The sequence below is a fragment of the Sphingomonas sp. GW821-FHT10F11 genome, from assembly GCF_058809095.1.
In genome coordinates, this window is sequence record NZ_JBXASH010000001.1 from 1,182,624 (window position 1) to 1,204,656 (window position 22,033).

At 66.6% G+C, this 22,033-nt stretch carries 18 protein-coding genes; 10 read left to right on the top strand and 8 right to left on the bottom strand.

The genetic code is table 11. The features are described 5' to 3' along the window. Positions 1-62 precede the first annotated feature (62 nt). The 4 genes from AC1RT8_RS05890 to AC1RT8_RS05905 form a co-directional block, all read right to left on the bottom strand. The gene (locus AC1RT8_RS05890) at positions 63-2,234 is read right to left on the bottom strand and encodes a TonB-dependent receptor (RefSeq protein WP_493074622.1); all 2,172 of its coding nucleotides are present in this window, start codon (positions 2,232-2,234) and stop codon (positions 63-65) included. Between the two features lie 191 nt (positions 2,235-2,425). Further along, the gene (locus AC1RT8_RS05895) at positions 2,426-2,797 is read right to left on the bottom strand and encodes a YdbL family probable chaperone protein (protein ID WP_493074687.1); all 372 of its coding nucleotides are present in this window, start codon (positions 2,795-2,797) and stop codon (positions 2,426-2,428) included. 8 nt (positions 2,798-2,805) lie between these two features. After that, positions 2,806-2,988: a YnbE family lipoprotein gene (locus AC1RT8_RS05900; protein ID WP_493074623.1), complete on the bottom strand. Its 183-nt coding sequence runs from the start codon at positions 2,986-2,988 to the stop codon at positions 2,806-2,808. A 47-nt stretch (positions 2,989-3,035) separates the two neighbouring features. Next, positions 3,036-6,209, bottom strand: coding sequence for an intermembrane phospholipid transport YdbH family protein (locus tag AC1RT8_RS05905; RefSeq protein ID WP_493074624.1), 3,174 nt, complete (start codon positions 6,207-6,209; stop codon positions 3,036-3,038). Between the two features lie 112 nt (positions 6,210-6,321). On the opposite strand from AC1RT8_RS05905, the gene radC reads away from it, so the two are divergent. After that, a complete protein-coding gene (gene radC, locus AC1RT8_RS05910) occupies positions 6,322-7,005 on the top strand; it encodes a RadC family protein (protein ID WP_493074625.1) in 684 nt (227 codons plus the stop codon). A gap of 287 nt (positions 7,006-7,292) precedes the next feature. On the opposite strand, the gene AC1RT8_RS05915 is transcribed toward radC, so the two are convergent. Further along, the gene (locus AC1RT8_RS05915; RefSeq protein ID WP_493074626.1) at positions 7,293-7,826 is read right to left on the bottom strand and encodes an EF-hand domain-containing protein; all 534 of its coding nucleotides are present in this window, start codon (positions 7,824-7,826) and stop codon (positions 7,293-7,295) included. A gap of 236 nt (positions 7,827-8,062) precedes the next feature. On the opposite strand from AC1RT8_RS05915, the gene purB reads away from it, so the two are divergent. Then, positions 8,063-9,376 carry an adenylosuccinate lyase gene (gene purB, locus AC1RT8_RS05920; RefSeq protein WP_493074627.1) on the top strand — a complete coding sequence of 438 codons (1,314 nt, stop codon included), beginning with the start codon at positions 8,063-8,065 and terminating at the stop codon, positions 9,374-9,376. Then, positions 9,373-10,884 carry an ArnT family glycosyltransferase gene (locus AC1RT8_RS05925; RefSeq protein ID WP_493074628.1) on the top strand — a complete coding sequence of 504 codons (1,512 nt, stop codon included), beginning with the start codon at positions 9,373-9,375 and terminating at the stop codon, positions 10,882-10,884. The genes purB and AC1RT8_RS05925 overlap by 4 nt, the downstream gene beginning before the upstream one ends. A 251-nt stretch (positions 10,885-11,135) precedes the next feature. Here AC1RT8_RS05925 and AC1RT8_RS05930 read toward each other — a convergent pair whose 3' ends face one another. Then, positions 11,136-11,999, bottom strand: a complete 864-nt coding sequence (locus AC1RT8_RS05930) for a sigma-70 family RNA polymerase sigma factor (RefSeq protein WP_493074629.1) — start codon at positions 11,997-11,999, stop codon at positions 11,136-11,138. 148 nt (positions 12,000-12,147) lie between these two features. Between AC1RT8_RS05930 and AC1RT8_RS05935 the strand changes: the two genes are divergently transcribed. Further along, positions 12,148-12,453, top strand: coding sequence for a hypothetical protein (locus AC1RT8_RS05935; RefSeq protein ID WP_493074630.1), 306 nt, complete (start codon positions 12,148-12,150; stop codon positions 12,451-12,453). Between the two features lie 111 nt (positions 12,454-12,564). Here AC1RT8_RS05935 and dnaJ read toward each other — a convergent pair whose 3' ends face one another. Both dnaJ and dnaK read right to left on the bottom strand, forming a co-directional pair. After that, positions 12,565-13,683, bottom strand: coding sequence for a molecular chaperone DnaJ (gene dnaJ, locus AC1RT8_RS05940; RefSeq protein ID WP_493074631.1), 1,119 nt, complete (start codon positions 13,681-13,683; stop codon positions 12,565-12,567). Positions 13,684-13,746: 63 nt separating this feature from the next. Beyond that, complete coding sequence (gene dnaK, locus AC1RT8_RS05945; RefSeq protein WP_493074632.1) at positions 13,747-15,651, bottom strand: molecular chaperone DnaK; 1,905 nt, start codon at positions 15,649-15,651, stop codon at positions 13,747-13,749. A 166-nt stretch (positions 15,652-15,817) separates the two neighbouring features. Between dnaK and AC1RT8_RS05950 the strand changes: the two genes are divergently transcribed. From AC1RT8_RS05950 to AC1RT8_RS05975, 6 genes are all read left to right on the top strand, one after another. Then, positions 15,818-16,255 (top strand): copper chaperone PCu(A)C, encoded by a 438-nt coding sequence (locus AC1RT8_RS05950; RefSeq protein ID WP_493074633.1) that lies wholly within the window; start codon positions 15,818-15,820, stop codon positions 16,253-16,255. Beyond that, the gene (locus tag AC1RT8_RS05955) at positions 16,252-16,719 is read left to right on the top strand and encodes a vgr related protein (RefSeq protein ID WP_493074634.1); all 468 of its coding nucleotides are present in this window, start codon (positions 16,252-16,254) and stop codon (positions 16,717-16,719) included. The genes AC1RT8_RS05950 and AC1RT8_RS05955 overlap by 4 nt, the downstream gene beginning before the upstream one ends. Before the next feature lie 50 nt (positions 16,720-16,769). Then, positions 16,770-17,222, top strand: a complete 453-nt coding sequence (locus AC1RT8_RS05960) for a DUF3617 domain-containing protein (RefSeq protein WP_493074635.1) — start codon at positions 16,770-16,772, stop codon at positions 17,220-17,222. Positions 17,223-17,286: 64 nt separating this feature from the next. Continuing rightward, a complete protein-coding gene (locus AC1RT8_RS05965) occupies positions 17,287-17,622 on the top strand; it encodes a hypothetical protein (protein ID WP_493074636.1) in 336 nt (111 codons plus the stop codon). Between the two features lie 49 nt (positions 17,623-17,671). Next, complete coding sequence (locus tag AC1RT8_RS05970) at positions 17,672-18,823, top strand: efflux RND transporter periplasmic adaptor subunit (protein ID WP_493074637.1); 1,152 nt, start codon at positions 17,672-17,674, stop codon at positions 18,821-18,823. A 3-nt stretch (positions 18,824-18,826) separates the two neighbouring features. Beyond that, positions 18,827-22,021 carry an efflux RND transporter permease subunit gene (locus tag AC1RT8_RS05975; RefSeq protein ID WP_493074638.1) on the top strand — a complete coding sequence of 1,065 codons (3,195 nt, stop codon included), beginning with the start codon at positions 18,827-18,829 and terminating at the stop codon, positions 22,019-22,021. The last annotated feature ends 12 nt before the right edge of the window (positions 22,022-22,033 follow it).

Consider the following 22,033-nt stretch of genomic DNA (forward strand, 5'->3'; position numbering starts at 1 on the left):
GATCGCCTCGGGACCAGCGCTGGCGCACGAAAAGCGAAAATTCACTCTGACCCCTTTTTTGCTCAGAAGCTCTTGCGGATCCCTGCGAACACGCCGCGGCGCGCGCCATATTGCGGCGCGCCGACGCCGACGCCCGATCCGTCTCGGATCAGATAGCTCTTGTCGAAGATGTTGGTGACATCGAGGCGGATCGACAGGCCCTTGAGCACGCCGGGGCCGTCGAGATTCTGCGCGATCCCGACATCGGCGGTGAAATAGGACGGCAGCTTTCCGCCATTGGGGACCAGGCCCGCCGGATCGTCGGCGCGCAGGCCGTCGCCATAGAGGAAGGATACGGTCGGCACGAGCGTGCCGATCCCGTCCCCGATCGTGACGCTGCCGCCGCCCGAGGCGGTCCAGCGCTGCGAATGGTCCGTGAAGATGCTGTGGTTCGCAATATAGGCGAGTTCGTCGGGCGCGAAGAAATACTGGCTGGAGACGATGTTCCGGCCCTTCTCCTCGCCGCGCGCGACATTGGCGTAGAGATCGAGCGCACGGTGGGTGTAGTTGGCGCTGAACTCGACACCCCAGGCATAGCCCTTCGCATAGTTGAACGGGGACAGCACGAGCGAGGGACCGAACTGCCCCTCGTCGAGCAGGTTGCGCTTGATCTTGTAATAGGCGTCGAGCCCGACCTTGAAGCCGGGCGCGATCGCCTGTTGCACGCCGCCGTCGAAATAATGCTCGCGTTCGGCGCGCACCGGGTCCGCCGTCATGATCTCGGTCGCCTTGGTCGTGCCGGCGAACAGCGCCAGGGTCGGCGCGGCGATCAGTTCCTGCGGCGGCGGGGTGAAGTTGCGCGCATAGCCGAGATGGAAGGTCGTCCCCTCGCCCGGCTTCCACACCATGTTGACGCGGGGGCTGACCTGCTGCTCGTTCGTATAGGCGCGCACCGCGTCGAAGCGGGCACCATAGTTGAGCGTCAGCGTCGGGGTCAGCGACCATTCGTCCTGGAGATAGACGCCGTAGAGCTGGCCGTTGCGCCCGCCGCTGTCGGTGATCGACAGCGGAACGTCGGATGTCTGGACGATATCGCCACTGGGAAGCGTGTCGATCGTGAAGACGCGTGAGGTGACGGTCGATCGTGTCCGCTCGTTCTGGAAGAAGAGGCCAAAACGCAGCGTGTGGCTGTCCGAGAGCTTGTAACTGCCATCAGCCTGGACACCGGCAGTGAGGCTCGACAGCCGCGAATTGTCGGCGACCCCGGCGAGGATGAGATCGCCGCCCTGCGGATCGGGCGTGAAGCGAGTCTGCGAATAGCGGATGAAGGGCGCGACCTGGAAATTGAGGGCATCGCCGGCATATTGATAGGTGAGCACGCCATAATGCGTGATCTCGCGCTGGTTCTGGTCGAGCGTCGCCGAATCGAAATCCGATTTGCCGTTCAGGACCCAGTTCATGCCGTTGGGCCCGGCCCCGCCCTGGCCCGGATTGTCGGGAATCTGGAAATAGCCGATCGACGTACCGCCGAACGCGGTGATCCGGCTGGTGTCCGACAGGATATCGGAGAGATAGCCGAAGGCGCGGTATTGCCGGGTATGATCGTGGATCGCGTCGCGCGTGCCGATCGGGTTCTCGACGCCCAGATCATTCTCCTGATAGCTGCCGGAGACGAAATAATTCAGATTGCCGCTCGATCCGTGCAGCGAGGCGCTCGGCTGCAGACTGCCCCGGCTGCCGCCGTAGAAACCGACATCGCCACCATCGTCGAACGCGCCGGAGCGCGTCTTCAGGCTGACCACGCCCGAAGTGCGATAGCCATATTGCGCCGGCAGCGTGCCGGTCACGAGGTCGATCGACTGCGCGATGCGGGGATCGAAGGTGGAGCCGAAGCCGGAAATGCTCTCCGGCACGATCACCCCGTCCAGCCGGTATTGGAGATTGGCGTGCTCGTTGCGGACATGGATCGCGCCGTAGCTGTCAAGCGTGACGCCAGGCGCCTGGAGCAGCACCTGGGAGAGGCTGCGGTCGACCCCTCCCGGCTGCTTCTCCAGCATGGTGCGGTCGAGGCTGTAGTCGCTAGCCCCAAGCGACGGCAGGATCGCGTCCCGCGCGGCATCGAGCTTCTGCGCGGTGACGACGATATCCTTGGGGACCACATCGCCCGCGGAATCGGCGGGCGCGTCCTTCGCCCAGGCCGGAGACGCCACCAAAAGCCCGAAGCCGCACCCTGCGAGCAACATCGACCGACCCATCGAGATCCCTTTCACCTCATGCCGTCAGCCTGCGCTGACGGGGCAGGCCGATAGCGGTGAAAGTCGATGTTACATCATTACATTGTTGTCATGATCGCAAACTGACGGCGAAGCGGTCGAAAGCGTCGATGGGACGAAGCGAACTGGTCGTGTGGCCCCCTTTCCTCTCCCGCATGCGGGAGAGGAGGGCCTCAAACGCAGCGGGAGTCGCGTTCCGGGGCGCCCGCGCCGCGGGTCGCCCAGGTGCCGCCCGGCGTCTTGTACTTCTCGCCCACCGCCGTCTGCAGGATCAGGTTGCAGCCGCTGACGAACGCCATCTGCTCCACCGTCGCCCCCGAGGCCGCGCTCTGGGTATATTTCGCCTTGCGCTGGATGTTGATGTTGTTGACCAGCGCGCGCAGTTCCGCGGTGCCGGCACCGACGACGCCGAGATAGCCATCAGGCTGCTCGCCGACCTGGCCGGCCGAACGCGCCGCCTGATAAGCGGGATCGCGCTGCGCATAGGCCGCCGTGGCAAGGCCCGCGACCCCGAGGGCCGCCGTGATCGTCATGAGCTTCATCATCTTCTTCATCAGAAAATACCCGGATTCTGCTGGATCAACGTCTTCGCCTCGCCATCGAGCCGATAGACCACCTCCTGAGTCACGTTGATGTTGAGATTGATCTCGATCGGCTTGTCCGGGGCGGTCACGTTGATGCAGCCGCTCGTCGCGGTGCTGGCGCCCAGGGCCATGATCGATAGCATTCTCTTCATCCCGTACCTCGTCGGTCTCCACTTTCGTTTCGTCAATCCTGTTTCGGTCATGGCAGTTTCTCGCTTTCGGCAGGCTGAATGGGCTGGATGGGTGGCGGCGTCTGCCCGTTCGCGTCGGGCGGAGGCTTCGCGCGCTTGCGCTGCTCCTCCAGCAGGGCGGGCAGGTTGCGCTGGATGAGGCGTTTCGGATCGTAGAAGGAGGCAGCCGAATCGATCAGCCCGCGGAAGGGTGCCTTGATCCGGACGTTGAAGATGAAGGGCAGCTTCTGTAGCCGGTCGATAATGAAGTTGCGCTTCGCCCCTTCGCCCTGGCCGACCCCGGCAAAGCGCACTTCGGTGACCATCTCACCCGCCAGCGGGCCGTTCATCACCAGCTCCAGATAGCGATAGCGCAGCGATTTCAGCGCCTGGAAGGCAAGATTGCCCCACATGCCGACATCCTTCTGGCTGATCTCCCCGACATAAGCGAGCGTGCCGCCGCCGACCCGCACGGTCAGCCGGCCATTCTCGATCCGCCCGCCCTGCTCGTCGAAGACCATCGGCAGGGTGCCGTCGAAGATGCCGGTCGCGTTGAGATTCTTGAAGTCGAATTGCTGGAGGAACTGGCCGGCGTCCATGCTGCTGACGGTGAAGGTCATGCGGCGTTCGATCTTCTGGCCGAAATCGAGCATGGTCGGTTCCAGGACCAGCGCCCCTCCTGCGAACGGCCAGCGCCCCTCCTCCACCTGGACCCGGGTGCCGGCGAGCAGCCGGTAGCGGATCGTGCCGTCATTCACCGCGATGCCCGGGTTGACCGTCTTGACGGTGGCGATCTGGCCGGGCGCGGTTTCCAGGTTGAGCAGGTCGGTAAAGCGGATCTCCCCCGCGATGCCGGTGACCGGACCAAAGGCGGCGGCGAGATCGGTGCCCGGGGTGCGGAAAATGCCCTCGCTGGTCACGCCGGCCTGGTTCCAGCGTATATGACCCTCGCCCGAGACAGTGCCGACGACATTGGCGATCACGCCGTAGGTCAGCGGGGTGAGCTGGTCGGGCTGGAGCGCCTCCCCAAAGGCGATGCCCGGCACGCTGAGATCGGCATGGCCGCTGCCGTTCGACAGATCATGCTCGATCGCGACCCCGCTGACGAAGATATGCTTCTCGGGCGTGCTCAGCCGCCCGGTGGCGGTGATGCGGTTGTCGGCGAGGCGGAGCGCGACCTCGCTGCCAGCGAGGGGATGGAAGCGCGGCGCGGAATCGGCATCGGCCACACTCAGCGTGCCGCCGGTCAGGTCGAGCACGCCCCTGGCAAAGGTCCAGCGCCCCCGCGCTTCCGACATCAGCAACGGCACATTGGCGATGCGGCCCGATCCACCCTCGATCGTGCCGGCCATGGTGCCGCCCGAGAGGCCACCCTCGACATGCGCGAAGGATAGCTGGGTCGCTCGCTCCGGCGCACCGATGCGGATATCGACGTTGCGCAGATCGGCGCGGGTGTCGCGCAGGCGAAGCATGAGGCTGGCGGTGGACAGGGTGAGTGGCGAACTGCCGATCGCCCCAGACAGCCGCAACGCGCCGGACTGAATGCCGCCGCCGATCCGGCCGCCGTCGAGACGGAACATCGCCCCGTCGACCGGGCAGAGCGTGGCGGCGGCCCGGCCCAGCCTGAAGCTCGATAGGGCGAGCGCATCGATCGACAGCGGCGCGCAGGTGCGGTTGATCTGGAGCCGGTCGCGTCCGTCCCACAGGCCCGTCACCGGCAGGACGAGGGTGTCGATCCGGCCGTCGCCGAGCGGCCCCGACAGGGTGACGCGCGTCGCGATGCGGGTCGTGCCGCTTTGTGTCGCGGCGAAGCTGACCGGCGTCAGCGCGAGGCTGGCATTTCCCGCGGCATAGGGCTGCACGGTAGCGGTGCCGCTCACCGGTCCGCCGGCCACTGCTTGTGCGATGCGGATGGTGGCGGTCGGAAGATCGCCGCCGCCCAGGTCGACCGAGCCATCGAAGCGCACGCCGCCGCCCGGCCAGGCATAGCCGACGCCCTCCCCGCCGGCGATCGTCGCCCAGGCGCCGGAGGCGGTCGCGAGCTGGAGCCGCGATACCCTGGCCTGGCCGCGCCCCCCATCGAGCGAGACAGATATATCGGCGTCGAGATCGGCGGATTGGGCACCGGCCACCGCCGCATCGACCGCCTTGTGGACCAGCGGCCCGACCGGCGTACCGGCACCCATGTCGCGATACGATGCCAGCCGGGCGCGCATCTGGCGGCCCAACAGGGCGTGGCGGGCACCGGCCTTGCCGTCGAACGCGATGCCGGCCTTGCCGAAGCGGTAGGTCCCGGCGAGCGTCGTCGTGCCGGCGGCGAAACCCCGGACCCCGGCGATGCCCGATGCGAGGTTCAGCTTGCCGGCGGTACCGTCAGCCTTGCCGGCAAAGTCGATCGTGCCGGCAAGGGCATGAAGTTCGGCGGAAGCATGACGGATCTTCGCCACGGCCAGTTTCGCGTCACCGCGCCAACCGTCCAGCGCCTGATCGAGCGTCACCGAGATATCGGCGCCCGCATCCGTCAGCGTCACGCCGGAGCAATCCAGCTTTGCGGCATGGACCGGTCCGCGCAGCGTCGGGCGCGATGATTCAATATGTACCGCCAGCACCGCCGTCGCCGGACCGCTGATGCAGGTACCGAGATCGAGCCGTTCGGTGATCGCCGCAACCTGGCCGGCAAAGCCGTTGTTCAGCCTCCCCCGCCCGCTCAGCTTGAGGCCGACCACGCCCTGCGGCGCGATCAGCCTGATCCGCGCATCCTCCACATCGGCATAGAGGTCGGGCAGCGCGAACGGCTTGCCGGAAGGGGCGGGCATCAGTCTGTCGAGCGCGCCGAGCGACAGTTTGCCGTCGACCAGCCGCGCGTTCATCCGGACATGGCCCGCACGGATCGCGGTGACGGTGGCGCCGGACAGGCCGATGCTGGTGCGCAGCTCGATCCAGTCGGCGACGAGATCGGGGTGCGCGGGATCGCCGATCGACACATGGGTCAGCCGCTGGCGGTTGAAGCCGAGATCCGCGATCCGGTAGCGCGCGGGTACACCGTAGCCGGTGAGCGCCTTGTCGATATAGCTCGACGCGATCGGCTTGCGCTGGGTCCAGAGCGCGATCAGCCCCCCGAGCAGCACCAGCGCGACGACGAGCGCGACCCGGCGGGCCCGTCGCCAGCGGGGCTTGTCCTCGATCGCTTCGTCCAGACTCACGCCGCTCGCCACTCCCGGTGCGGCACGAGGATGCGCCCGCATTCAAGCATAGGACACCCCCAAGCACGCGCAATTGCGCGTGGCCAGCCCCCGCACTAATCCTCCAACCGCAATGAGCGTTCCCGAACCAGACAATAGCGGCCACCGTGCCCGCCTGCGCCAGCGGCTGGGCAAAGGCGGATCCGACGCGCTGCTCGATCATGAGCTGATCGAATATCTGCTCGCGCTGGCGATTCCGCGGCGCGACACCAAGCCGCTGGCCAAGGCGCTGCTCGCCGAATTCGGTGGGATCGGCGGGCTGCTGACCGCCGATCATGAGGCGCTGGCGCGGGTAAAGGGCATGGGCGAGACGTCGGTCGCGGCGGTCAAGGTCGCGCACGCCATTGCGCTGCGCCTGCTGCGCGCCGAGGTGGCGGAGCGGCCGGTCCTGTCCAACTGGCAGGCGCTGCTCGATTATCTGCGCGCGGACATGGCGCATCACGTCAACGAGCGTGTGCGGGTGCTTCACCTCAACACCAGGAACATGCTGATCCGCGACGAGCTGATGAGCGAGGGATCGATCGACGAGGCCGCCGTCTATGTCCGCGAGGTGATCAAGCGGGCGATGGACCTTGGATCGGCGGCGATCATCCTGGTGCACAACCACCCGAGCGGCGACCCCTCGCCGAGCCGCGCCGATATCGAGATCACGCGCAACATGGTGGAAGGCGGCAAGCGCATGGGCATCACCGTGCATGATCATATCATCATGGGCACGAGCGGCCATTCCAGCCTGCGGGCGCTGGGGCTGATGTAGGGCAGCGAGGGGCGGATTCGATTCGGCCAAAAACCTTTCCGTCACCCCGGGGTCCACCGTGCCGCACGACCAACGGTCGAGGAGTTTTGCGGAACGGTGGATGCCGGAACAAGTCCGGCATGACGGTGGCAAGTTGTCGCTCCCTGCGCCCCTCCAAGCCTTCAGGAGTGCCAAAGGGTGTAGATTGACCGGCGCGCCATGGTGGGGTGATCTGAAACGGCGAACGGCCGCCGGGCCCGAAGGTCCGACGGCCGCCCCGGAGGGACTGCGCGTCCCGCTAGGATCTTTTACGAGCCCTTGGTCAGGAACCCGGTGAGCTCAGTTTTCGACAGCGCCTTGTTCTTGTCGGTGTCGGCGCTGGCAAAGGCCTGGTCGACCCAGGTCTTGGTGGCGGCGCTGTCCGCCTTGGTCGTCGGATCGCTGGCCGTCTTCAGCGCGACCATCCAGGAACTGAACTCGGTCTCGTTGAGCGAGCCGTTCGAGTCCTTGTCATAGGTCGGGAACTCGGTGCTCACGACCTGGGCGATCTGGTCGGCGCTGGTCGCCGGCTGGGCGGCAGCGGTCTGGGCCGGCGCTGCGGCGGCTGGATCAGCCGGAGCAGGCGTAGTCTGCGTCTGCGCCGTCTGCGGTGCGGCCTGATCGGTAACCGGCGTCACCGCCTGCATCGCCTGATCGACGGGCGAGCCCGTGGCGGGCGCCGTAGCATCGGGCGCGGCTGGTGTCGCTTCCGGCGCAGTCGGCGCCGGCGCGGTTTGCGTAGTCGGCGCCTTCTGTGTATCGGCAGGTTTATCCTGCGCAAGAACAGGGACAGAAATCGTCATAGCGCTGGCAAGAAAAATATATTTCAACATGGTTCTCTCCGTTGGCGTTACTTCAAGATACGTCTAATGGCCAATTTTCCTGTTGACCGACACTTGAAGACAGAACCCCTCACCCATCGAGATAGTTCATTTTTTCTCGATTTGAAGCTTCGCCCCGTCCCTGCTAACGCGCGGCTCATCGCGAGTCCGTTCAGGATTCGCGGCGAACCGAAACCGGAATTTCAGGAACCGTTGCAATGGTGCCACGCTACTCACGCCCCGACATGGTCGCCATCTGGACGCCCGAAGCCCGATTCCGCATCTGGTTCGAGATCGAGGCGCACGCCACCGATGCGCTGGCCGAGCTGGGCGTGGTGCCGAAGGAAGCCGCCAGGGCGATCTGGGAGAAGGGCGCGTTCGAAGTCGACCGGATCGACGAGATCGAGCGCGAGACCAAGCATGACGTGATCGCGTTCCTGACCAACGTCGCCGAGCATGTCGGACCGGAGGCGCGCTTCATGCACCAGGGCATGACCTCGTCCGACGTGCTCGACACCTGCCTCGCGGTGCAGCTCGCGCGCGCCAGCGACATGTTGATCGCCGATATCGACGCGCTGCTCGTCGTGCTGAAGCGCCGCGCGGTGGAACACAAGCTGACCCCGACGATCGGCCGCAGCCACGGCATCCATGCCGAGCCGGTGACCTTCGGCCTCAAGCTCGCCCAGGCCTATGCCGAGTTCGACCGCAACCGCGCGCGGCTCGTCGCGGCGCGGACCGATATTGCGACCTGCGCGATCTCGGGCGCGGTCGGCACCTTCGCCAATATCGATCCGTTCGTGGAAAGCTATGTCGCCGAAAAGCTTGGGCTGAGCGTCGAGCCGGTCTCGACTCAGGTCATTCCGCGCGACCGGCATGCGATGTTCTTCGCGACGCTGGGCGTGATCGCCAGCTCGATCGAGCGGCTCGCGACCGAGATCCGCCATCTGCAGCGCACCGAAGTGCTGGAGGCCGAGGAATATTTCTCGCCGGGGCAGAAGGGCTCGTCAGCGATGCCGCACAAGCGCAACCCGGTGCTGACCGAGAACCTCACCGGCCTGGCGCGCATGGTGCGCGGTTATGTGACGCCGGCGCTGGAGAATGTGGCGCTGTGGCATGAGCGCGACATCAGCCATTCGTCGGTCGAGCGCTATATCGGCCCGGACGCGACGATCACGCTCGACTTCGCGCTGGCGCGGCTCACGGGCGTGATGGACAAATTGCTCGTCTATCCGGCGCGGATGGAGAAGAATCTCAACAAGATGGGCGGCCTCGTTCATTCGCAGCGCGTACTGCTGGCGCTGACCCAGGCTGGGGTGAGCCGCGAGGACGCCTATCGCCTGGTTCAGCGCAACGCGATGAAGGTGTGGGAATCGGACGGCGAACTCTCGCTGCTCGAATTGCTCAAGGCCGATCCAGAGGTGACCGCAGCCCTGTCGCCAGCGGAGATCGAGGACAAGTTCGACCTCGGCTATCACCTGAAGCATGTCGACACGATCTTCGCCCGGGTGTTCGGGGATGTGCCCGCCGCATGATCGATAGCGACCGGCATCGCACGCTCGTCGCGCGCGCGGCGCTGACGGTCGCGGGGCTGGTCTTTGCCTATGGGCTGATCCGGCTCGGGCTGCATGCCGCGGTCGCGCTCGGTTATCCCTATGATCTCGACTATGGCGAGGGCGTCGTCTGGGAGCAGATGCGCCTGATCATGAGCGGATCGGGCTATGAGGCGCTGCGGCCGATGCCCGCCTTCGTATTCGAATATCCGCCGCTGTATCATGTCGTGACGGCGGGGACCGCGGGGACGTTCGGGCTCGATCCGCTCTTTGCCGGGCGGCTGGTATCGCTGGTCATGGCGCTTGTATGCGCGGTGATGATCGGGTTGCTGACCAATGAAGCGATCGGCCGGGCGCAGGATCGCCAGCTACGCCTGATCGCCGCACTGATCGCCGGCCTCGCGTTCGTGACGCTGCCGGTCGTGCTCAACTGGTCGACCTTGATGCGCGTCGACATGCTCGCTTATGCGCTGACGCTGGCGGGGCTGCTGGTCGCGGTGCGCAGTGCGGAGCGCCCGATGCTGGCAATCGTCGCCGGGATGCTGTTCACCCTCGCCCTTTATACGCGGCAGACCAACCTTCCCGCCCCGGCGGCGTCTTTCCTGATCCTGCTGATCGTGCGGCCACGTGCCGCCTGGCTGATGCTGGCGGCATCGCTCATCACCGGCCTGACCGCGCTGACGGTGCTGAGCGTGGCGAGCCATGGCCAGTTCCTGGTCCATATCCTCGCCTACAACATCAACCGCGTGATCTGGGATCATGCGACGATGCTGGTGCTGGTGCTGATGGCGAACATCGTCACCCTTGCGCTGGGCGCGATCGGGGCGATCGCGGCGTGGCGATACCTTGCGCCGGGCGGATGGCGGCAGTTGCGCGGCGATCCCAGCCTGACCGCGACCGCCATCGTGCTGCTGACGCTCGCGCTGAAGACGCTGATGCTGCCGGCGATCCTCAAGTCCGGGGCGAGCGACAACTACCTGATCGACTGGTTCGCCATGATCGCGGTACTGATCGGGATCGCCTGCGTGCCGCTGGCCCGCGCCGCGTTGAACCAGCCGGCGCGTCCGGGCCTTGCGCTGGTCCTGCTCGTCGCGGTCGGCCTGCCGGTACAGATGATCGATCCGCCATTGTGGCCCGACTATGCCAAGGCCGAGCGGGAGCGCCTGGCCTTGGCGCCGGTGGTCGAGCGCATCCGGGCCAGCCCCAAGCCGGTGGTGACCGACGAGATGGTGCTGGTCCTGCGCGGCGGGCAGCGGGTGATGTGGGAACCGGCGATCATCGCCGAACTGGGCAGCGCCGGCGTCTATGACGAGCGGGCGCTGGCGGCGCGGGTGCGGCGCGGCGAGTTCGGCTTCTTCGTCACGCGCGGCGAGCGCGGGTCGCTCCTGTTCGACCAGCGGTTCAATCCGATCATCGCGGATGCGATGGATGCTGCCTATCCCCGGCGCGAGCGGGCGGGCGATCTGACGCTGCATTTGCCGGCCGAGTGAGGTGAACCGTTGCGATCTGTCGATAAGACGAATGCAAATGCTGCAACTGCGAAGGCCTGTAATAATATTGCGCGATTCCGCAATAATCTCCACATGACACATAGCCGGACTTTCCCGGCATCGGAGACCCTACCATGCGCTTCCTGGAAACCGTGGTCAGCACCATGCTGACGTTCACGGCTCTTGCGCTGGTGGTCGAGGTCGTAAGCCTCTGATCCATCGGCCCGCCCACCCCTTGTCCAAAGGGGTGGCTAGGCCGGCGGGACCGCGGACCAGCTCAATCCGTCCATGATATAGGTCGCGTAGTGGAAGTCGCGGATCGCCGCGATCCGATCCCCGCGCCAATCGAGCAGCACGACGAAGACAGGTGCGCCGGACTCGTCCCCCAGTTTCCCGATCAGCAAGGCAGGGCGGCCCTCGGCCGTGCCGACGCTTGCCCGCCAGTCGGGCAAGGCGGCGTAGCGGCTGAAATAGACCGAGACGTCGCGAGCACCGGACAGCGCTGTCCGGTTGGCGAGATCGAGCCTCACGTCATCCGCCAGCAACGCGCGCAGAGCGTCCCAGTCATGCGCGTTGAAGCGATCGGCATAAGCGCGCAGACGCTCGCGTTCGGCCGGGGCGATGACCGCCGCGACCTCGACCTGCTGCGCCTGCGCGCGCAGCCGGCTTCGACCGCGATGCAGCGCTGCCTTCACCGCCGGCACCGTCATGCCGAGGATTGACGCCGTCTCGGCAAGCGAGTGGCCAAGCACGTCGATGAGCGCCACGCTCGACCGCTGCGCGGGGACAAGGTGCAGGAAGCTGCCCAGCCCCGCCTCCACTGCGATCCGGCGATCGGCCTCGTCGGTCGAAATGTCGTCGGAGACGGCAAGGGCATCGCGCGCCTCCTGCCGCCGCCTGCGGCGCAGGGCATCGAGCGCTGTATTGTGGACGATGCGGAAGATCCAGGCGTCGGGTTCGGCCACCTGTGCGCCGGCGCCCAGTGCTTCCGCCGCCTTGGCGAGTGCGTCCTGCACGACATCCTCGCCGTCAAAGGCGGAACCCATCATGCGCGCGGCGTAGCGGTGCAGCCTCGGCCGCATATCGCCCAGCCAGTCGTTCAACCGATCCGTCACATCCGCCTCCGCATTTCCCTTAGCCCAAGGACGCCGCCGGAGACGCAAAGGATTCGGCTGCGGATTCTTTTTCGGCGGCCGAATCCTTTGCGGGATCGACGCCGTCTTTTCCTCCGACGCCATACCGCGTCGATAAAGGACCCACATCATGCAGAGAGTGACGATGGTACGCTATGCGACCAAACCCGAAGCCACGGCCGAGAATGAACGGCTGTCACGCGCCGTGTTCGACGAAGTGCGGGCGACCGCGCCGGACAGACTGGGCTACGCGCTGTTCCGGGACGGGGACGAGTTCATCCACCTGCTCGTCAATCTGGCGGGCGACGATGCGGACGCGGTGACGGGGCTAGCGTCGTTCCAGGCGTATCAGGCTGATCTGGCGGCGCGTTGTGCGACGCCGGTGGAACCGGTGCGGTTGAGTGTAGCGCTGGTCGATAGTTTCGGGATTGGTTGACCGGACAGGCCCTCCCCCAACCCAGTTTCAGGTGAACGATGCCCCGCATCGTTCAGGTCAGGCTGGGAGCCTGACCGACCTGAAACTCGCAAGCGGGAGGGGGATTAAGGATCAGCCCAGCGCGCTCTTCACTTTCTTGAAGAAGCTGGTGGTCTGCGGGTTTTCCTCGCCGGTTTCGGTGGCGCGGAACTGTTCGAGGAGCTCGCGCTGCCTGGCGGTCAGCCTGGTCGGGGTTTCGACCTCGACGCGGATCACCAGGTCGCCGCGGCCGCGGCCTTGCAGGACGGGCATGCCGGCACCGCGCTGGCGCAACTCGCGGCCGCTCTGGGTGCCGGCGGGGATCTTGATCGTATGGCGCTCGCCGTCCGGGCCCGGGATGCGGATCTCGCCGCCGAGGGATGCGGTGGTGAAGCTGATCGGGGCACGGGCGAACAAGGTCGTGCCCTCGCGCTCGAACAGCGCGTGCCGCTGCACGTGCAGGAAGATGTAGAGATCGCCCGAAGGCGCCCCGCGCGCGCCGGCTTCGCCCTCGCCGGTCAGGCGGACGCGGGTGCCCTCGTCCACGCCGGGCGGGATGTTGACGGTGAGCGTCTTGGTCTTTTCGACCCGACCCTCGCCGCGGCAATGGCTGCAAGGGTCGGAGATGACCTGGCCGGCGCCGTGACAGCTCGGGCAGGTCCGCTCGACCACGAAGAAGCCCTGCTGCGCCCGCACCTTGCCATGGCCGCCGCAGGTGCCGCAGGCCTTGGCGCTGGTGCCGGGGTTGGCGCCGGTACCCTTGCAGGGATCGCAGGACGCGGAGACGTCAACGGTGATCTCGGTCGACTTGCCGCGGAACGCATCCTCGAGCGTGATCTCCATGTCGTAGCGCAGATCGGCGCCGCGGCGCGGGCCCCGCGGAGCACGTCCGCCGCCGCCCATGAACTCGCCGAAGATATTTTCGAAGATGTCGCTGAACGCGCCGAAATCCTGCGCGCCGCCACCACCGCCACCGCCGCCGTTGCGGAAGGCGGCATGGCCGAACCGATCATAGGCCGCGCGTTTCTGCGGGTCCTTGAGGCAATCATAGGCCTCGCTGATCGCCTTGAACCGGGACTCGCTATCCTTGCACCCGTCATTCTTGTCGGGGTGATATTTCATCGCGAGCTTGCGATAGGACGCCTTCAGCGTCGCATCGTCCGCAGTGCGCTCGCATTCGAGCAATTCGTAGAAATCGACTTCGGTGGTCATCTTGGGCCCCCGCCCTCCCCGCTACCCCTGCCTTCGCAGGAATAACGGGGGGAACGCAACAAGTTACGCTTTGGTATCATCGACTTCCGAGAATTCGGCATCGACTACGTCCTCGGCGGGCGCCTCCTGCGCCGGCTCGGCGGCGGGCGACGCCTCCGACTGGGCCTGCTTCTCGTAGATCGCCTGGCCGAGCTTCATCGCGACCTGCTGCAGGGCGTTAGCCTGTTCGCGCATCGTGTCGGGATCGCCGCCCTCGACTGCCGTCTTGGCCGTGGCGACCGCTGCCTCGATCTCGGACTTGAGCGACGCGTCGACCTTGTCGCCATTGTCGGCGAGCTGGCGCTCCGTCGTGTGGATCAGGCTGTCGAGCGTGTTCTTCGCCTCGGCCGCCTCACGACGCTTCTTGTCCTCCTCGGCGAACTGCTCGGCATCGCGGACCATCTGGTCAATGTCGCGATCCGAGAGGCCACCCGAGGCCTGGATGCGGATCTGCTGCTCCTTGCCGGTGCCCTTGTCCTTCGCCGATACGTTGACGATGCCATTGGCGTCGATGTCGAAGGTGACCTCGATCTGCGGCACACCGCGCGGCGCCGGGGGGATACCGACCAGGTCGAACTGGCCGAGCATCTTGTTGTCGGCGGCCATCTCGCGCTCGCCCTGGAAGACGCGGATCGTCACGGCCTGCTGATTGTCGTCAGCGGTCGAATAGACCTGCGACTTCTTGGTCGGGATCGTCGTGTTGCGGTCGATCATGCGGGTGAACACGCCACCCAGCGTCTCGATGCCGAGGCTCAGCGGGGTCACATCGAGCAGCAGCACGTCCTTGACGTCGCCCTGAAGCACGCCGGCCTGGATCGCGGCACCCATCGCCACGACCTCGTCCGGGTTGACGCCCGAATGCGGCTCCTTGCCGAAAAAGTCCTTCACGACCTGGCGCACCTTGGGCATGCGGGTCATGCCGCCGACCAGGACGACCTCCGCAATGTCAGCGGCCTTCACGCCGGCATCGGCCAGCGCCTTGCGGCACGGCTCGAGCGTGCGCTGGATCAGGTCCTCGACCAGCCGCTCCAGATCGGCGCGGGTGATGGTCTTCACCAGATGCTTCGGACCGTTCTGGTCGGCGGTGATGAAGGGCAGGTTGACCTCGGTCGTGGCGGCCGAACTCAGCTCGATCTTCGCCTTTTCCGCGGCTTCCTTCAGGCGCTGGAGCGCCAGCTTGTCCTTGGTCAGGTCGATGCCTTCGGCCTTGCGGAAATCTTCCGCCAGGAAGCGCAGGATCTTGTCGTCGAAATCCTCGCCGCCGAGGAAGGTGTCGCCATTGGTGGCCTTCACCTCGAACACGCCGTCACCGATCTCGAGCACCGAGATGTCGAAGGTGCCGCCGCCGAGATCGTAGACCGCGATCGTCTTGCCGTCCTGCTTGTCCAGGCCATAGGCCAGCGCCGCCGCGGTCGGCTCGTTGATGATGCGCAGCACTTCGAGGCCGGCGATCTGGCCGGCGTCCTTGGTCGCCTGGCGCTGTGCGTCGTTGAAATAGGCCGGAACCGTGACGACTGCCTGGGTAACCGTCTCGCCGAGATAGGCCTCGGCGGTTTCCTTCATCTTCTGCAAGGTGAAGGCGGAAATCTGCGCGGGCGAATAATCCTTGCCGCCGGCCTGGACCCATGCGTCGCCGTTCGGACCCTTCACGATGTGATAGGGAACCAGCTCGGTGTCCTTCTTGGTCACCGGATCGTCGAAGCGGCGGCCGATCAGGCGCTTCACCGCGAATACCGTGTTTTCGGGATTGGTCACCGCCTGGCGCTTGGCCGGCTGACCGATCAGCCGCTCACCATCCTTGGCGAACGCGACGATCGAAGGCGTGGTGCGTGCGCCTTCCGCATTCTCAATGACCTTGGGCTTGCCGCCTTCCATCACGGAAACGCAGCTGTTGGTCGTGCCCAGATCGATACCGATTACTTTAGCCATGGTCCTCTTCGGCCCCCGTCTTCTCTAAAAAAAAATTGCCTCTCGGCCGCGCCCCCGAACTGGGCGACGCGACACTTACTGCTGGCGATATAGGGGGGCTTTCGCTTGCCGCAAGATTTTCGACTCCGTAGAGGGCACCCAAGATTTCCCGAAGCGGGAGAATATGATGCGTATCCTGCCCCTCCTTGGTGTCCTGCTGGCGCTTGCCGGCTGTGAAAGTCCCAAGGAAATTCATGTCACCAACGCCTGGGTGAGGCTCGCCGCGGTGCCGCGCGGGCCGGCGGCCGCCTATTTCACGCTGCATGGCGGACCGGCCGACGCGACCCTGGTCAGCGTGACCAGCGACGTCTCGATTCGGGCCGAGATGCACGAATCGATGCAATCGGGATCAATGGCCTCGATGAAACCGATCGAGCAGGTCGCCCTGCCCGCCGGCGGCGAGCTGGTCTTCGCGCCGGGCGGCAAGCATGTGATGCTGTTCGATGTGAACCCCGGCATCAAGCCGGGCGCGCCGGTGCCCCTGCTGCTCACCTTCGCCGACGGCCAGCGGATCACCTACAAGGCCACCGCGGTCGGCGCAGGCGAGGGTGCGCCGGGGAGTTGAGCGCCGAACGAACCGGACGCCTGCTGACTCCGGGCGAGATCGCGCTGGCACGAAGCGTGTTCGGCGATGCGATCGATTATGCGCTGGTACGAATCGCGCGGCGCAAATGGGCGTTCTTCCAGCCGCGCGAGACGGTGATGGCGCCGACAGGATCGATCCATTTCCACCCCGAGGGCAGCCGCTACCGCGACGACTTCGCGGCCGGATCGCTCGACGACCAGGGGCTGTTCATCCACGAGATGACCCATATCTGGCAGCACCAGAGGGGCATCAGGCTGCCGATCAGGCGACACCCCTTTTGCCGGTACGATTACGCGATCCGGCCCGGCCTGCCGCTGCACCGCTATGGCATCGAGCAGCAGGCCGAGATCGTGCGGCACGCCTTCCTGCTACGCCATGGCCGCCAGGTGATCGGGGCCCCGACGCTCGCTCGATACGAGAGCATCCTGCCATTCGAAACCTGATTGACGCGCCAAAACCTTGTCTACGGGCCGGTTTCGCCGCAAAGCGCCGCATGATCCGTTCCCCCTTGCTGTTGCTCGCCTTCCTGCCGACCACGCTTGCCGCGCAGGCGGTGTCCCCCGGCAACTGGGACGTGAAATCGACCGCCGTCGAACTCGTCGTGCCCGGCACGCCAGGCTTCATGCTCCGCATGATGAAAGGCCGCTCGAAGACCGAGCATAAATGCCTCGCGCCCGAACAGGCCAGGGCGGGCGCCGCCGCGCTGTTCTCGCCAGATCCCAAGGCGAAATGCAGTGTCGAACGCTCCTCGGTGGCTGGCGGCCATGTCGATCAGGTCATGATGTGCCCGCAAAAGAAGGGCGATCCGGTGCGTGTCACCCGCACCGGCACCTATAACGGCGCGAGTTTCACCGCGCGCCTCACCATGTCCGGGCAGACGCCCAAGGGGCCGTCACGGATCGTCGTCGACCAGGTTGGAACCCGCACCGACGCCAGGTGCCGATAAGGCCATAACTGCCGTACGCCGAAGGCGGTTACCCCGGCAGCCCTTCTACGCTAGAGAGGCCCATATGCGCGCGCTGTTCAGCCTGTTATCCGCCCTGTTCCTGATCGCAAGCCTCGCGACCGGGGCGGTGGTGCATGCGGCGGAGGTGGCCGGACAAGGCGAGGTGACGGCCACCACTGAATGGCTCCATCTGGCGGGCGATCACGATCAGGTGCCGCCCGATTCCGACAAGAATTATCCGCACCATCATACCGGTTGCCAGGGCCATGATATCGGCGTGCCGTTCAAGACCGGGGCTCCCCCGGCCTGGGCCTGCGATACCGGTGCGGTCATCGAAAGCCGGGGGATGGTGGTGCACGAAGCGCTGCCGACCCGGAACCTGCGTCCCCCCATCGCCTGACGACGACGCCCGCGCCCCAGGTGCGCCTGTCCTCTTCAGGAGATAGTCCATGTTTCGCTACCCTGCGGCGCTCGTCGCCGCGCCGTCGCGCGTCGTCGCGGCGGCCCTTATCCTGTCGCTCGCGGCCTGCGGTGCACCGGCCGGCACCGAGACGCCCGAACCGGAACAAGCGCACAGCGACGGCACAATCACGCTGAGCGCCGAGCAGATCGCCGCCGCGGGCATCGCCCTGACTCGTCCGGGCAGCGGCACTGGCGGCGGCACCATCGAAGCGCCCGCAATGATCGAGGGCGATCCCCAGGCGACCCAGATCGTATCGGCCGCGGTCGGCGGGCGGGTCATCTCGCTGACCCGCAATCTCGGCGAGACGGTGCGGCGCGGCGATACCCTCGCCGTGATCGAGAGCCGCGAAGCGGCGTCGCTCAATGCCGAGGTGGAGGCAGCCCGTGCGCGTGCCGCGCTCGCGCATTCCAATCTCAACCGTGAGGAGAAGCTGTTCGCGATGGGCTATCGGCCCGAGCGCGAGGTGCTGGTGGCGCGCGCGGCGGCGACCGAGGCCAATGTCGCGCTGCGCCTCGCGGGCCAGCAGGTTGCGGCGGCCGGACTGCGCGGCAGCCATCTCAACCGAATCGCGATCGGCGCGCCGATCGGCGGGCAGGTGATCGGACGGACGGCGGTGCTGGGCCAGACGGTGGCAGCCGATGCAGAACTGTTCCGGGTGGCCAATCTTCGCCAGTTGAGCGTCTCGCTCTCCCTGTCCCCCGCCGATGCCGGGCGGGTGGCCCCGGGCGCGAGCGTCGAGGTCAGCGCGGCCGGGCGCCGCGATATCGCGCGCGTCACATTCGTTTCGCCGGTGCTCGACGAGGCAACCCGGCTGGTGCGGGTGATTGCGGTGCTCGACAATCGCGCCGGGCGATGGCGCGCGGGCGAACCGGTGCAGGCCGCGATCCGAATCGTAGGAACTGCGGATGGCGGGAACATGATGGTGCCGGCGGGTGCGGTGCAGACCGTGGAGAATCGTCCGGTCGTGTTCGTGCGCACTGAGACGGGCTTCCGCGTCGCACCGGTGATGCTCGGGCGGCGCGATGGGCCGATGGTGGGGATCGCCTCCGGCCTTACCGGCACCGAGACGATCGCTTCGGACAACAGCTTCACCCTCAAGGCGGAACTCCGCAAGGGCGATGCCGGGCATGAGGACTGAGCCATGATCGGACGGATCGTCTCGCTCTCGGTCGAGCGGCGCTGGCTGGTGCTGCTGCTGACCCTCATCGCCGCCACGATCGGTGCCTTCGCGCTCGTGCGCCTGCCGATCGACGCCGTGCCCGACATCACCAACAATCAAGTGCAGGTGAACATCCGCGCCCCCGCACTGTCGCCCGAGCTGGTGGAAAAGCAGATCGCCTTTCCGATCGAGACCGCGCTCGCGGGCACCCCGGGACTCGATTATACAAGATCGATGAGCCGCAACGGCTTTGCGCAGGTCACGGCCGTGTTCACCGACTCGACCGACCTGTATTTCGCAAGGGCACAGGTGTTCGAGCGGCTGCGCGCGGTCGAACGGGACCTGCCCGAGGGCGCAGTGCCCGAACTGGGACCGATCGCCACGGGCCTGGGCGAAATCTTCATGTGGACGGTGCGCATGGAGCACCGCGCGGGCGACACCCACGCGATCGGCCAGCCCGGGCTGCAGCCGGACGGAAGCTATATCACGCCCGAGGGCGACCATCTGGTCAGTGAGGCGGACAAGGCGACCTATCTGCGCACCGCGCAGGACTGGATCGTCGCGCCGCTGCTCAAGAAGGTCGATGGGCTGGCCGAAGTCGATTCGATCGGCGGCCATGTGAAGCAGTATCTCGTCGTGCCCGATCTGCAGCGGCTGGCCGCGCTGAAGATCGGCCTGGGCGATCTGGCCGCGGCGATCGAGGCGAACAATGTCGGGATCGGCGCGGGCATCGTGAACCGGCATGGCGACGGGCTCGCCGTGCGATCCGACGCACGGGTGACCAGCATCGCCGAACTGGCGCGCATTCCGGTGGCCACGCGCGAGGGCGTGCCGATCCTGCTCGACCAGGTCGCCAGCGTGCGGATCGGCCAGGAATTGCGGATGGGGTCCGCCTCCGAGAATGGCGCGGAAGTGGTGGTCGGCACCGCGATCATGCGGGTCGGCGAAAACAGCCGCAATACGGCTTCGGGAGTCGCGGCACGGCTGGAGGAGATCAATGCCTCGCTGCCGATGGACGTATCGGTACGCCCAGTGCTCGATCGCACCGCGCTGGTGAATGCGACGATCGCCACGGTCGGGCGCAATCTGGGCGAAGGCGCCTTGCTGGTCGTGGTGGTGCTGTTCGCGCTGCTGGGCAATGTCCGCGCGGCGCTGATCGCGGCGCTGGTGATCCCGATCACGATGATGCTGACCGGATTCGGCATGCTGCAGGCGGGCGTGTCGGCCAATCTGATGAGCCTTGGCGCGCTCGATTTCGGGCTGATCGTCGACGGGGCGGTGATCATCGTCGAGAATGCGCTGAGACGGATCGGCGAGCGACAGCATATTGCCGGGCGCCTGCTCACCCGCGACGAGCGGCTCGAGACGGTGACGGACGCGGCGCGCGAGATGATCCGGCCATCGGTGTTCGGCCAGGCGATCATCATCCTGGTCTATGTGCCGTTGCTGATGCTGAGCGGCGTGGAGGGCAAGACCTTCACACCGATGGCGCTGACCGTGATCATCGCGCTTGCCGCCGCCTTCCTGCTGTCGATCAGCTTCGTGCCCGCGGCGATCGCCGTCGGACTGAGCGGGCGCGTGGAGGAGAAGGAAGGCCGGATCGTCGGGTGGCTGACGCGCCGCTACCGGCCCGGTCTGGACCGCGCGATGGCACGACCAGGCGCAACGATCGGTCTGGCGATCGGCGCCTTTGCGGCGGCGGCGGCGCTGTTCGCCATGCTGGGACAGGAATTCCTGCCGCAGCTCGACGAGGGCGATCTGGTCGCGCAGATCCTGCGCGTGCCCGGCACATCGATCGAGCAGAGCCAGGCCATGCAGTCGCAGGTCGAGCGGCGGATCGCCCGCCTGCCCGAGGTGCGTTTCGTCTTTTCCAAGACGGGCACGGCGGAGGTCGCGTCCGACCCGATGCCGCCCAACATCTCCGACACCTTCATCGTGATGAAACCGCGCGCCGACTGGCCCGATCCGGGGTTGCCCAAGACGGCTCTGGTCGAAAAGGTCGAGAGGCTGCTCGGCACGCTGCCCGGCCATGGTTTCGAGATCAGCCAGCCGATCCAGATGCGGTTCAACGAACTGATCGCCGGCGTACGCGGCGACGTGGCGGTGAAGGTGTTCGGCGACGATCCCGCCCTGATGAGCGACGCCGCCGACCGGGTCGCGGCGATCCTGCGCCGCACCCGGGGCGCGGCGGACGTGCGGGTCGAGCAGGCCGAGGGGCTGCCGATGCTCGACATCCGGCCGGACCGCGACACGATGGCGCGGCTGGGCATCACGGCGCGCACCGTGCAGGATGTGATCGCCGCCGCGGTCGGCGGGCGCGATGCAGGGCTGATCTTCGAAAGCGACCGGCGCTTCGCGGTGACGATCCGGCTCGACGAAGCGGCGCGCGCCGATCCGGGTGCGCTGGCGCAGGTGCCGGTGCCGACACCAGCGGGCGCGTTCGTACCGCTGGCGAGCATCGCCACGATCACCGTGACCGAAGGCCCGAACCAGATCGGACGCGAAAATGGCAAGCGTCGCGTCGTGGTGCAGGCCAATGTGCGCGGCCGCGACGTGGCGGGCGTTGTGGCAGACGCCCGGGCCGCGATCGGGCGCGAGATCCGCCTGCCGCCCGGCGTCTATCTCGAATGGGGCGGCCAGTTCGAGAATCTTGCCTCGGCGCGGGAACGCCTCATGCTGGTCGTGCCCGCCTGCCTGATCGCCATCCTGCTGCTGCTCTACGGCGCACTCGGGAGCATCCGCGATGCGGCGATCGTGTTCACCGGAATACCGCTCGCGCTGGTCGGTGGCGTCGCGGCGCTGGCGTTGCGGGGCATGCCCTTTTCGATCTCGGCGGCGGCCGGGTTCATCGCCCTGTCGGGCATCGCCGTGCTGAACGGGCTGGTGATGGTGGCGTCGATCCAGACGCTGATACGAGGTGCGACGGACCGGGCCACCGCGGCGAAACAAGGCGCGCTGGCGCGGTTGCGGCCGGTGGTGATGACCGCGCTGGTGGCATCGCTCGGCTTCGTGCCGATGGCGCTTGGCCACGGCGCCGGGGCGGAGGTGCAGAAGCCGCTGGCGACGGTCGTGATCGGCGGGCTGCTGTCGGCGACAATCCTCACCCTTTTCCTGCTGCCGACGCTTTATGCGAGATTCGGCGGCGGGGCCGCGAAGGAGGACAGGATGAGCGCCTGACTCCCGGGTCGC